Source organism: Yoonia sp. D2-7 (genome assembly GCF_055809435.1).
This window is the reverse complement of sequence record NZ_CM147912.1, coordinates 2,489,333-2,501,833: the sequence shown is the minus strand read 5'-3', so window position 1 is coordinate 2,501,833 and position 12,501 is coordinate 2,489,333. Positions and strand designations below refer to the sequence as shown.

The window sequence follows — 12,501 nt, the reverse complement described above, 5'->3', positions numbered from 1 at the left end:
TTAGGTTTTGGTCCCAACCTGACAGCAACCTGACAGGTGCTCAGGAAATGTGCAGATTATGAAAAAGAGGCGATCCGGTGCGATTTCTTTTGGTCGAGGATAACCATGATTTGGGGCAGTCTGTGCAGACGCGATTGTCGCTGGATGGGCATGCCGTTGACTGGGCTGTTTCGCTGTCGGATGCAGAGGATCATTTGGCGGCTGCGCGTTATGATTTGATCTTGCTTGATATTATGTTGCCTGACGGGGATGGGCGCGATTTTCTGGCGTCCCAAAGGCGCGCAAAACGGGACACGCCTGTGATCGTTATGACCGCACGTTCGGCGGTCGCGGATCGCGTTGCATTGCTAGATACAGGGGCTGATGATTACGTCACAAAACCGTTTGATTTTGCGGAGTTAGAAGCCAGAGTTCGTGCGGTTGTTCGGCGTCGTGGTGGTGCTGCGCAAACGGCATTAAGCTATGCTGATTTGACGTTTGATCCGCTCGCGGCAACCGTCACGTTTGCGGGTGAAACACGTGAACTGCGGAACCGTGAATTGAGGTTGTTCGAAGTCTTGGTCGCGGCACCGGATCGCATCTATTCCAAGGCCCAATTATGCGACCGATTGCTGTCTGCGGCGGAGGCCGTGACCGACAATGCGATCGAGGTTTACGTTGGCCGTCTGCGCAAGAAATTGGAAGGGTCCCGCGCCAAGATCGAGACGGTGCGTGGTGTTGGATATCGGCTGACGGAATCATGAAAAACCTGTTCAGTCCGGCAGGATCGATTCGCCAAAGGCTGGTTCTGATTCTGCTTGTTGTGGCCGCTGTGTTGGCGGGGTTGCTATACCTGTCCGTCCGTACGGTTGCAGACGCGGCTGTGGAAACAACTCAGGATGCTATCTTGGGTGCTGCGACGGTTGCAATTGCAGAGGAATTACGCGGTGGCGAAGACGGTATTACCGTCGAAATTCCTTACGCGGCCTTTTCGATGTTGGGGGCGACGGGGCAGGATCGCGTATTTTATCGCATTTTGGTTGGCGAAGAGACGGTCACTGGTTACGCGGATTTGCCGTTACCGAACACGTCGTTAAGCGGGCTGACCCCAACGTTTACTTCGCAGGTGTATCAAGGGGTTACGGTGCGGACTGGCGCGGTTTCGAGGTCGGTTCTTGTCGATGGCACATCGCAGGTGGTGACGGTCTTGGTGGCGCAAACGCGGACAGCCCAAGATGCGATTTCGCGTCAGATGGCTAATCGGGCAGCGGCCCTTGGTCTTGGTTTTTTCGCCTTTGCGGCGATCTTGTCAATTTTTACTGCGCGGTCAGTCCTGACGCCGCTGAACCGATTGGCCGAAGCGATGGGACGACGCGGCCCGCAAGATTTACGTCCTGTGGAACGCGCTGTTCCGACGGAATTGGCCCCGCTGATGCACGCGTTGAACGGGTTTATCGCACGGCTTAGGGGGGCATTGACGCGTACGGAAACCTTCATCACAGAGGCGGCCCACCACGTGCGAACGCCGCTTGCGACGGTCCGCGTTCAAGCCGAAATTGCGATGCGGCAGACCGATGACGATGCGCTGCGGGCGACATTGCGCAATGTAATCAGGGCGGTAGATGACAGTGCACGCTCTGCTGGGCAGTTGTTGGATCACGCGACCGTTGTTTATCGCACAGATCAACGTGCGGACGAACAAGTGGCGCTTGGTCCTTTGGTGTTGGATGTTGTTGATAGCTTTTCCCCGACGGCTGATATGCGCGACATCGCGTTGCGGACCCGCGTACCTGACGATGTGATCGAGCTGCAATTCGACCGGCTCTTGATCGAAAGCGCGCTGCGCAACCTAATTGATAACGCGGTAAAATATTCCTTTGCGGATAGTGAAGTCGACGTAGAACTGAGCGTGAAGGATCGCATGGCGATGCTGAAGGTGCTTGATCGTGGTCGTGGGATTGGTGCGGGGAATACGGCGCAATTGGCTGGCCGATTTCGACGTGGTGAAAATGTGGGCGATGTCATTGGGTCCGGTCTTGGGCTGACTATCGTGCGCGACGTGGCCCGTGCCATCGGCGGAAGTTTTGAGATAACAGAGAGATCGGGAGGTGGCACATGCGCCATTTTGTTGCTGCCGCTGGCTTAAGCGTTCTGGCGTCGCTGTGCGACGCGTATGAAATCGAAGAAGAAACCGTTTTTGACGGCGGATCCGTTGAACTGTCGATCTTGTCGACGACAGACACCGAAGCATTCGCACCTTTGATCGCAACGTTCCAATCCGCGAATCCGGACGTGACGTTGCGCTATACGGTTGCCAACAGTCAGCAAGTCTACGCTGCGGTACAAGAGGAAGCGCCGTTTGATCTGGTGATTTCGTCTGCAATGGATTTGCAGCTGAAGCTTGCGAACGATGGCTTTGCAACGGCGCATGGATCGGATGAAACGATTGGTCTGCCGGGGTGGGCGCGGTGGCGCGATCAGCTATTTGCATTCGCGCAAGAACCTGTCGTCATTATCGCATCGGCGACTGCATTTGGTGCGAACCCGCCACGCACGCGCGCAGATTTGATTGACGTTTTGCGCGATGACCCTGCGACCTTCACAGGCCGGATTGGCACTTATGATCCAGCGCGATCCGGTGCGGGGTATTTGTTCGCCACCCAAGATGCGCGTCAGTCGGATTCGAGTTGGCGGCTGGCCGAGGTGATTGGTGGTCTTGATCCCAAGTTATACACCACCACTGGCGATATGATTGCGGGCGTTCAATCCGGCGAACTTGCGATTGCTTACAATGTCTTGGGATCTTACGCGTCACAGCGACTGACGGAAGGCGACGCCATTATCATCGAAGCGCTGGATTTTACGCATGTCTTGTTGCGAACCGCCTTGATCCCGCGCACGGCCACGCGGTCGGATCTGGGCGCATCGTTCTTGGATTTTCTGTTGTCCGAGGAAGGTCAGCGGTTGATTGAAGATGAAACGGGTTTACCGCGTATCAATGAAGCGGCTTTGGCGGCGGGGCCGCATTTGCGTCCGATACGGTTGGACCCCGGTCTATTGGTATTTGTGGACCCGTTGATGCGTCAGCAGTTTTTGAACGAATGGACCGCTGCTGTTGTGCAAGACTGACAGTGCGGGAGCCTCCGGCGGGGATTTGGAGGGCGTCAAAGAAACTAGGGGACCGTGACATCAATCGTTTGGATCAGCCTGTTGCTAGCGCGGTCATAGACGAGGATTTGATTGTCTGTGGTCACAACGCCAAACCAGTCCTGACCTTGGGTGAACGAATAGGCGCTGGTGCCTTCGGGCAGGGTGATCCGGTCCGGCAAAGGCAACGGGTCGCGATTCAAGCGGATGACAAGCATCGTGATCATCAGTATGAAGCCCGCAATCATCACAACCGTCAGCACCGTGACCAGCCGTTTCAGGTAGGTCAGATGTGGCGGAAGCGCCTCGGGAACATCATCCATGTCTGCGACCATTGTAAACTTCTCCATCGCGGACAATCCGCCGCCGCGTCTTGATAAGGCGTTGGCCCGTGATGTGCCAGAGGAAGCATCACTGTCGCGGTCGCGTCTTGCAAAGCTGATCGCGGATGGATCGGTGAAGGTGGATGGCGTTGTGGTTACGGACCCACGTTTTCGGGTGGCTGAGGATGCCGAGATCGCGATTGCAGTTGAGGTCGCGGAAGAAAGCCATATCGGGGCCGAGGATATCCCGCTGGATGTCGTGTATGAGGACGATGATCTGATTGTGGTGAACAAACCCAGCGGCATGGTCGTTCATCCGGCCCCGGGCACGCCCGGTGGCACGCTTGTGAATGCGCTGATCCACCATTGTGGCGAAACGCTGAGCGGTGTGGGCGGTATGAAACGCCCCGGGATCGTGCACCGGATTGATAAAGAAACGACTGGGCTGCTGGTTGCTGCAAAATCTGATCGCGCGCACCATAGTTTGGCCAAGCAATTCGCGGACCATTCGGTCGAACGACGGTATCTGGCGCTGTGCTATGGTGAGCCGTCGTCGAATGATCCGCGCCTGCGTGGGATCAAGGGCGCGTCGTTCGAGGCGTCAAACATCCTGCGGGTTCAGACGTTTTTGGGTCGTCATAAGACAGACCGTCAACGTCAGGCCGTGTCGTTTGAAACGGGCCGTCATGCGGTAACGCGGGCACGGATCGTGCAATCGCTGGGTACGCCGCCGGTCGCCGCGTTGCTCGAATGCTGGTTGGAGACGGGGCGCACCCACCAAATTCGTGTACATATGGCCCATTGCGGGCATTCGCTGATCGGCGATCCGGTTTACGGTGGGCGGCGCAAATTGTCGCCTAAGGCAGTGGGCCAAGCGGGTGTTGATGCTGTGGCTGGTTTCCGCAGGCAAGCGTTGCACGCGGCGACATTGGGTTTCGTCCATCCCGTCACCGGTGACGAGATCGAATTTGAAGCGCCGATGCCTGACGATATGGCAGAACTTCTGCGCGCGCTTGGCGGTCAGGGCTGAAACATACAGTCCCATGTGCGTGATCGCACAGTAATACCACTTCACCAATCGGCGCGGCGTGTTCATATATTGAATACGAATTTGGGGTAGGGCCACTTGAATAGGTCCAATACTGGCCCCATATCCATGTTAAGCCCATAAACATAGGGCCGCCCATTTTAGGGTAGGGAGTATAAAACATGAGTAGCTACGCAAATTTACCAGCACCGTCCCCAGAACAGGGGCTGAACCGTTATATGCAAGAAATCCGCAAGTTCCCGATGTTGGAGCCGGAGCAGGAATATATGCTCGCGAAACGTTGGGTTGATCACGAAGATACAGATGCGGCGCACCAGATGGTGACGTCTCACCTGCGTTTGGCTGCGAAGATTGCGATGGGTTATCGCGGCTACGGCCTGCCGCAGGCCGAAGTGATATCCGAAGCGAACGTTGGTCTTATGCAAGCTGTGAAGCGGTTTGATCCTGAAAAAGGGTTCCGCTTGGCGACCTATGCGATGTGGTGGATCCGTGCGTCTATTCAGGAATATATCCTGCGATCTTGGTCCCTTGTGAAACTCGGGACGACATCAGCGCAGAAGAAATTGTTCTTTAACCTGCGTAAGGCGAAAAACCGGATTGGTGCGTTGGAAGAGGGTGATTTGCGTCCTGAAAACGTGGCACGCATCGCGAACGATCTTGGTGTGACTGAAACCGAAGTTGTGTCCATGAACCGTCGGATGTCGGGTGGTGATGCGTCGTTGAACGCCACTGTCGGGTCCGAAGGCGAAGGGACAATGCAGTGGCAGGACTGGCTTGAGGATGAAAGCGCGAACACTGCGTCGGATTACGAAGAGCATGACGAACTGGACGCGCGTCGTGAAATCATGGCCGAGGCAATGGGCGTGTTGAATGACCGTGAAAAGGACATTCTGATGCAGCGCCGTTTGGCCGAGGAAACGATCACGCTCGAAGATCTGAGCGGGAAATACGATGTGTCGCGCGAACGGATTCGCCAGATTGAAGTCCGCGCATTTGAAAAGCTGCAGTCTGAAATGCACAAGCTGGCCCGGGAACGTGGGATGCTGGAAACAGCTTAAAAGCAGCTTAGAATTTGAAATACAGGCCGTCGCGGGAAACTGCGGCGGCTTTTGTTTGTTTCAGGGACCCGCTACGTTGCCCGAAATGGGAGAAACCACATGACAATTCAATGGGGCGTCTTGGGCGCATCAAGCTTTGCTCGCGATAACATGGCGCCTGCAATCCACGCGGCGAAGGGTGCGAATTTTTCGGCGCTGGCAACATCGTCGGTCGAGAAAGCCAAAGGTTTTCAGACTTATGCGCCGGATATCGCCGTTTACACAGACTATGATGCCATGCTTGCCGATCCAAAGATTGATGCCATCTACATTCCTTTGCCGAACCATTTGCACGTTCCTTGGACGATCAAGGCGCTGGAGGCGGGCAAGCATGTCTTGTGCGAAAAGCCGATTGCGTTGAAAGAGTCCGATTTCGACGACCTGATCGCGGCGCGGGACAAGTCCGGATTGATTGCTGCCGAAGCATTCATGATCCCGCATCATGCCCAGTTCGCCCGTGCGCGGGAATTGGTCCAATCCGGCGCGATTGGTGATCTGATCCACATTGACGGCACGTTCAGCTATAATAACGCGGGCGATCTGGACAATATTCGCCACGATCCGGCCAAGGGCGGCGGTGCGCTGCCGGATATCGGCGTCTACCCTATCGGTGCCGCACGGCTTGTATCGGGGCAGGAACCGCAGAGCATCACGCTTGCGAACCTGCGTTATGAGCATGGCGTCGATGTGTTTGCCCAAGTTGCCGCGGATTTCGAAAGCTGTAGTTTTTCAGCCGTCGTATCGATGCGGATGATGAATTATCAGCAGATGACGTTCCACGGGACCACTGGCGTTTTGCGCCTGACTTGTCCGTTTAATGCGAACAAAGCGGATGTGGCTGAGCTGATTTTGGATCGGAAGGACGCGCCGCGTCATGTTGAACGCTGGCCTGCGGAAAACCATTACGTGCGGCAGGTCGAGAATTTCAGCGCTGCCGCAAGGGGGGACGCAGAATATCCCGTGCCGCTGGAGTGGAGCCGTGGCACGCAACAGATGTTGGATATGATTTACGCCGCAGCGAAGTAAATTGCTTTGGCGGAATGAAAAGGGGCGGCATGTAAACCATGCCGCCCCTTTTGTTTAGTCTTCCATCGCTTCGAGTTCATCGATGAAACCTTCGATCATCGACAGACCTTTGTCCCAGAATTTCGGGTCAGAGGCATCAAGCCCAAACGGGGCGAGCAGTTCTTTGTGGTGCTTTGAACCGCCCGCTTTGAGCATGTCGAAGTATTTGTCTTTGAAGTCGGGGTCGCCTTCTTCGTAGACCGCATAAAGCGCGTTCACCAAACCGTCGCCGAATGCATAGGCGTAGACATAAAACGGCGAATGCACGAAGTGCGGGATGTAGGCCCAGAAGGTTTCGTATCCCGGTGTGAAATCAAAGACTTCGCCAAGGGATTCGGCCTGTACGGACATCCAAAGCGCGTTGATGTCGTCTGGCGTCAGTTCGCCCTGCGCGCGTGCCGCGTGCAGTTTGCATTCAAAATCATAGAACGCGATTTGACGTACGACCGTGTTGATCATGTCCTCGACTTTGCCAGCGAGCAGAACCTTGCGTTCTTCTTTCGTCTTCGCGCCTTCCAGCAGTTTGCGGAAAGTCAGCATTTCGCCGAACACGGACGCCGTTTCAGCGAGCGTCAGTGGTGTGGACGACAGCAGTTCGCCTTGTTCCGCCGCCAATACCTGATGCACTCCGTGGCCCAATTCGTGGGCCAGCGTCATCACGTCGCGCGGTTTACCCAAGTAGTTCAGCATGACGTATGGGTGTACTGTTGTGACTGTCGGGTGCGCAAATGCGCCCGGTGCTTTGCCCGGTTTTACGGGGGCGTCGATCCAGCCGTCGGTGAAGAACGGTTTCGCGAGATCGGCCATTTCTGGCGCAAAGTCAGCGTAAGCGTCCATCACGGTTTGCTGCGCTTCATCCCAGCCGATCAGGCGTTCGCTTTCCATGGGAAGGGGCGCGTTACGGTCCCACGTTTCCATCCGGTCCAGCCCTAACCATTTGGCTTTCAACGCATAGTAACGGTGCGACAGGCGCGGGTAGGCTGCGACGACGGCGTCACGTAGTGCTTCGACAACTTCTGCTTCGACGTGGTTAGACAAGTGCCGACCGGCTTGCGGGGACGGCATTTTGCGCCAGCGGTCTTCAATCTCTTTTTCCTTGGCGAGCGTGTTGTGCACGCGTGCGAAGATCTTGATGTTTTCTTGGAACACGTCGGCAAGCGCGTGCGTTGCGGCTTCGCGTTTGCTGCGGTCCTGTTCGGTCAGCAGGTTTAGCGTCGCTTCGAGGTTCAGCGTTTCGCCGTTCACCTCAAATTCCAGACCGGCCATCGTTTCATCGAAAAGGCGGTTCCATGCGGCAGAACCGACGGTGGATTGGTCGTGCAGGAATTTTTCCAGCTCGTCAGACAGTTGATGCGGTTTCATCGCCCGCATACGGTCAAACACCGGTTTGTAACGGGCAAGATCCGCATTGGCGTCCAGCAGGCCCGCAAGATGGTCATCTTCAAGCCGATTGAATTCCAGACCGTAAAAAACCAGCGGCGTTGTGAAAGCAGTAATTTTGTCCTGCATATCCGCCATAAACTTCGCGCGGTCACTGTCGGTTGTGATCTGGTAGTACCGCAAGCCCGCGTAGGACATGATGCGACCCGCGATGACGTCGATTTCTTCGTAGCGTTGCACTGCGTTCAGCAGACCAGCCGCGTCGAGCGTATCAAGCGTGCCTTCGTAGTCGCTGGCGAAATCGGCACAGGCTGTGTCCAGCCAATCCATGTCCTTTGTAATTTCCGGACCATCGGGGCTGGGGTACAAATCGGTCAGATCCCATTCTGGCAAATCGCCAAATTGATTGTGCCCACCAGCGGGATTTGCATCATGGACTTGGGGATGACTACGCATCTTGGAACCTCTTCTGAACTTTCCAGTCGTACATAGGCAATTGCGGCCTGTGTTAAAAGGCTCGCGGGGTTTTGTGCGAACAAATGCGCCGGTTCATCCGTATAGCGCGAGCATCTGTTTCAAATCATCAAGGGTGTTCGCCTCGGATACCGGTTTATCGTGCCGCCAGCGCAGCATCCTCGGGAAACGCAAAGCGACGCCGGATTTGTGACGCGGGGACGCTTGAATACCTTCGAACGCGATCTCGAACACGTGTTCCGGAGGCACTTGGCGGACCGGCCCGAATTTTTGCAGCGTATTTTTGCGCACCCATGCGGTGATTTCGCGAAACTCTTTGTCGGTCAGGCCGGAGTACGCTTTGGTGAAAGGTGTCAGTTCGTTGCCGTTCCAGACCGCAAAGGTGTAATCGGTGAATAGGTTTGCGCGCCTGCCGTGACCTGCCTGCGCGTAAATCATGACGGCGTCGATGGTCAGCGGATCGACCTTCCATTTCCACCAGTCACCGCGTTTGCGCCCCGCCAAATACGGGCTGTGCTTGTTTTTCAGCATCAGCCCTTCGGCGTTCAGGTCGCGGGATTTATCGCGCTCTGCTGCCAATTCGTCCCACGTTTGAAAGGCAACGCTTTGCGATAGTTTGATCGGTGCAGTGTCAGGCGCCGCGTCGATGATGGCGGACAGCGCGGCGCGTCTATCAGACAACGGTTGATCGCGGATATCGGTCCCGTCTTGTTCCAACAGGTCGTAGGCCATCAAGATAACGGGGGCTTCCGCCAGCAGTTTTTTCGGAACGGTCTTGCGCCCGATCCGCTTTTGCAACGCGTTGAACGACAGGGGGGCATCGTTGGCGAAAGCCAGTACTTCGCCGTCAATCACGGTGCCGTCTGGCAGGTAATCTTTCAGTTGGGCGAATTCGGGAAAGCGATCTGTCATCAGGTCTTCGCCGCGTGACCAGAGGTGGTGTTCGCCGCCGCGCAATATGAACTGGCCGCGAATACCGTCCCATTTGCGTTCCGCGTTCCAATCCGTTGGTTCGCCAAGGTCGTCGAGCGTGTCCAATCCATAGGCGAGGTAGAACGGGTAGGGGCGCGATAGGTCTGCGGTGGGATCATTCGCTTCGATTAGGGCGTGAAATGTTGTGGTTTCGGGCGTCCAGTTGCCCATCAATTTGTGGGTTAATGCAGCTTCATCTTGGTCGGTCGCTTTGGCCAAGGCGCGGGTCATCAGTTTGGTACTGACACCGACACGAAACCCGCCAGTCAGCAGTTTTGTAAACAAGAACCTCTGCATATCGGGCAGGGTGTTCCACGCGTCGATGATGCCTGTTTTGCGGGCGTCGTCGTCCATCGTGCTAAGTTGTTTTATCGTTTCTATCCAATGGGTCAGGGACTGATCCGCCGTCTGTTCCGGTGGTGGCAGTACCAGTGAAATCGTTTCGGCCAGATCGCCGACGATGTTGTAGCTTTCTTCGAATAACCAATCGGGCAGGCCTGCGACCTCTGCCGCCCATGTGCGGAGTTTTCCGGCGGTGATGGTCCGTTTAGGTCGACGGCCAGAAAACAGTGCGATCGTCCAAAGTTTGTCGTCGTCAGGGGCGGTCGTGAAATAGTTGGCGAGTGCTGTGACCTTGGCGGTCGTTTTGGTGGATTCGTCGATGCGGGCGAAAAGCTGGGCGAAGTCTTTCATACGTCGTCCGCCTCTGTTGTGTCTTCGCCGTTGTATTCTGTGGACACGACGTGGGCATCATATCCTTCTTCGCGCAACCATTTGTGGAAGGCGTCCGTGTAGCCGTGGGTGGCAAAAATTTTTTCGGCACCCGTCGCTTTGATCGCGGCGTTCAGCCCATCCCAGTCGGCATGGTCCGACACGATAAAACCACGATCCGCCCCGCGCCTGCGCCGCACACCACGCAGCGCCATCCAGCCGCTGGCGAATGCGGTTGAAGTCAGGCCAAATTTTTTCATCCATGAACCCGCCATCGCGGATGGCGTCGCAAGCACCAAGGCGCCTGTGTAGTCCTTGACGCTTGTTTCAGCCGTGACGCGGATCGTTTCGGGCAAAGTGATGCCCTGATCACGCAAAATGTTGTTGGTGTTTTCAATCGCCCCATGGGTCAGGATCGGGCCGATGTCGGCGTTCACCGTGGTCAGCAATCGTTGGGCTTTGCCAAGGGCATAGGCACCAAGAACGGATGTTTTCCCTGCGGCTTTGTTTGCGGCCCACCAATCGTTGATCTGGGTCGTCAGGATGTCTTCGGGTGTCCATTTGAAGATCGGCAATCCGAACGTGCATTCGGTGATAAACGCGTGGCAGCGAACCGGATCAAACGGTTCTGACAGGCCGTCGGCAACGGTTTTGTAGTCCCCAGACGCGACCCATGTTTCGCCTTTCACGGTGACCTTAATCTGCGCAGACCCTGGCACGTGGCCGGCGGGATGAAAGGAAACGGTCGCACCCCCGATTTGGCGCGTCTCTGCGTAGTTGATCGTGTCGAGCGATACGTCGCCTAAACGGTGGCGCATGACGGGGGCAGCGGCGGCGGTTGCAAGGTAATGGTTCATGCCCCAACGCGCATGATCGGAATGTCCATGCGTGATCAGGGCCCGATCAACGGGCTGCCACGGATCGATATAAAAATCGCCCGCCGGACAGTAGATGCCGCGGTCTGTGAAGGTAAGAACGTCTGCCATACCCAAAGGATAGAGCTATTCGTGCGTTTGCCTAGGGATGCGCGTTAAAGTGCGCGATCATCGTGTCGTAGACAAACCGGCGCGATGCTGGGGTTTCCAACATGACCTCGTGTTCGCCTTTGTCGATCATGTGCAAGGTGCCGTTTGGCCATTTTGCCATGCGATCTTTGATGCGCTGAGGGTCTACGATATCTTCGTTCGTGCCCAAAAAGGTGACAGTCGGTGTGGCCGGAGACGGGCGGTTCGATAACCGCAGCATTTCACGCAACGATTCCCCCAACCATCTGATCGACGGGCCACCCAAGGCCAGATCGGGGTATTTGGTCAGTTGTTCGACAAGACGATCCCACATGTCGCGGTCTTTGGTCAGCGTGTTGATGTCGAAATCTTCGCGCAGCACATAAGACACAGGTGGCTGGCCCGGTGCGAAGACATTGTCTTTACCAAAAGCGCCTGCTACCGCCGACACGGCCCATGCGCCTGGACGGACTACTGGCGAAAGGCCAATGCCCCACATTGGCGCGGAAAATGCGGCGGCCTTGACGGGCAGACCTTCCATTAAGGCCCGCAACCCAATGCATCCGCCCATGGAATGGCCGATCAGGTAATAGGGTTCGGGCAGGCCAAGTTCTTTGACGTGATCCATTACAGCGGACACGTCTTTTTGATAGTCGGCAAATTTCCCCACGTGCCCCATGCGCCGATCGCCAACCATCCGGTCGGCTAATCCCTGACCACGCCAGTCGATTGAAACAGTTGCATAGTTGGCATCAAGAAATTCGCGGGCCGCATCGCCGTATTTTTCAACGTATTCCGTGCGGCCCGGAAAAATAAGCACCGTTCCTTTGACGTCCGCGCCGGTCCAATGACCCACACGAATTTTCAGTCCGTCGACAGTGGTGACCCAATGGGCCGCCCCGCCGTCAGGACCATAAGCGACATCGTCATGAAACGGTGCAATATCCATGGCTTACAGGACGCCTGCCAATTTCATGGCAAGACCCATGTCGCCGTCGACTGACAGTTTGCCTGTCATGAAAGCGGCTGTCGGGTTTTGTTCGCCATCAAGGATTTCCTTGAATGTTTCGGCTGTCGCGGACAGCGTCACGTCTGCATCGTCGTCGGCTGCACGTGCGCCGTCGCCGTCAATGATAATGGACCCTTCGTCTTCGATGACGAACTTGGCTGTGCCGCCGTCAAATCCACCGTCCATTTTTGCGTTCAACTGGGCTACGGCCTCGTTCACTACGTCGCTCATCGGTTTATCCTTTTTGAATCTTATATGCCCTCTGGCGAAAGCCGCCTGACACGTTACATTA

The 12,501-nt window shown here is 56.1% G+C and carries 12 protein-coding genes; 6 read left to right on the top strand and 6 right to left on the bottom strand.

What is annotated here, in order from left to right; translation table 11 throughout:
- The first annotated feature begins 77 nt into the window (after positions 1 to 77).
- The 3 genes from AC0L7R_RS12260 to AC0L7R_RS12250 are packed head-to-tail and all read left to right on the top strand — an operon-like array spanning position 78 to position 3,108.
- Positions 78 to 743: a response regulator transcription factor gene (locus AC0L7R_RS12260; protein WP_348109304.1), complete on the top strand. Its 666-nt coding sequence runs from the start codon at positions 78 to 80 to the stop codon at positions 741 to 743.
- Positions 740 to 2,125 (top strand): sensor histidine kinase N-terminal domain-containing protein, encoded by a 1,386-nt coding sequence (locus AC0L7R_RS12255; protein WP_473657165.1) that lies wholly within the window; start codon positions 740 to 742, stop codon positions 2,123 to 2,125. Before AC0L7R_RS12260 ends, AC0L7R_RS12255 begins: the two co-directional genes overlap by 4 nt.
- On the top strand, positions 2,095 to 3,108 hold the full coding sequence (locus AC0L7R_RS12250; protein WP_473657164.1) for an extracellular solute-binding protein: 1,014 nt from the start codon (positions 2,095 to 2,097) through the stop codon (positions 3,106 to 3,108). The genes AC0L7R_RS12255 and AC0L7R_RS12250 overlap by 31 nt, the downstream gene beginning before the upstream one ends.
- 44 nt (positions 3,109 to 3,152) lie before the next feature.
- Here AC0L7R_RS12250 and AC0L7R_RS12245 read toward each other — a convergent pair whose 3' ends face one another.
- On the bottom strand, positions 3,153 to 3,476 hold the full coding sequence (locus AC0L7R_RS12245; protein WP_348419806.1) for a DUF6476 family protein: 324 nt from the start codon (positions 3,474 to 3,476) through the stop codon (positions 3,153 to 3,155).
- Between AC0L7R_RS12245 and AC0L7R_RS12240 the strand changes: the two genes are divergently transcribed.
- From AC0L7R_RS12240 to AC0L7R_RS12230, 3 genes are all read left to right on the top strand, one after another.
- Entirely contained in the window at positions 3,448 to 4,479 is a 1,032-nt protein-coding gene (locus AC0L7R_RS12240; protein ID WP_348109300.1) for an RluA family pseudouridine synthase, read from the top strand. The genes AC0L7R_RS12245 and AC0L7R_RS12240 overlap by 29 nt on opposite strands.
- A 179-nt stretch (positions 4,480 to 4,658) precedes the next feature.
- On the top strand, positions 4,659 to 5,555 hold the full coding sequence (gene rpoH, locus AC0L7R_RS12235) for an RNA polymerase sigma factor RpoH (RefSeq protein ID WP_247126455.1): 897 nt from the start codon (positions 4,659 to 4,661) through the stop codon (positions 5,553 to 5,555).
- Positions 5,556 to 5,654: 99 nt separating this feature from the next.
- Positions 5,655 to 6,620 (top strand): Gfo/Idh/MocA family oxidoreductase, encoded by a 966-nt coding sequence (locus AC0L7R_RS12230; RefSeq protein WP_473657162.1) that lies wholly within the window; start codon positions 5,655 to 5,657, stop codon positions 6,618 to 6,620.
- A gap of 54 nt (positions 6,621 to 6,674) precedes the next feature.
- On the opposite strand, the gene AC0L7R_RS12225 is transcribed toward AC0L7R_RS12230, so the two are convergent.
- The 5 genes from AC0L7R_RS12225 to AC0L7R_RS12205 form a co-directional block, all read right to left on the bottom strand.
- Complete coding sequence (locus AC0L7R_RS12225; protein ID WP_473657161.1) at positions 6,675 to 8,495, bottom strand: M3 family oligoendopeptidase; 1,821 nt, start codon at positions 8,493 to 8,495, stop codon at positions 6,675 to 6,677.
- 93 nt (positions 8,496 to 8,588) lie between these two features.
- Positions 8,589 to 10,178 (bottom strand): ATP-dependent DNA ligase, encoded by a 1,590-nt coding sequence (locus AC0L7R_RS12220; protein ID WP_473657160.1) that lies wholly within the window; start codon positions 10,176 to 10,178, stop codon positions 8,589 to 8,591.
- The gene (locus tag AC0L7R_RS12215) at positions 10,175 to 11,182 is read right to left on the bottom strand and encodes a ligase-associated DNA damage response exonuclease (protein WP_473657158.1); all 1,008 of its coding nucleotides are present in this window, start codon (positions 11,180 to 11,182) and stop codon (positions 10,175 to 10,177) included. The genes AC0L7R_RS12220 and AC0L7R_RS12215 overlap by 4 nt, the downstream gene beginning before the upstream one ends.
- Before the next feature lie 31 nt (positions 11,183 to 11,213).
- The gene (locus AC0L7R_RS12210; protein WP_473657157.1) at positions 11,214 to 12,149 is read right to left on the bottom strand and encodes an alpha/beta fold hydrolase; all 936 of its coding nucleotides are present in this window, start codon (positions 12,147 to 12,149) and stop codon (positions 11,214 to 11,216) included.
- 3 nt (positions 12,150 to 12,152) lie between these two features.
- Positions 12,153 to 12,440, bottom strand: a complete 288-nt coding sequence (locus AC0L7R_RS12205) for an SCP2 sterol-binding domain-containing protein (RefSeq protein ID WP_247126467.1) — start codon at positions 12,438 to 12,440, stop codon at positions 12,153 to 12,155.
- Between the last annotated feature and the right edge of the window lie 61 nt (positions 12,441 to 12,501).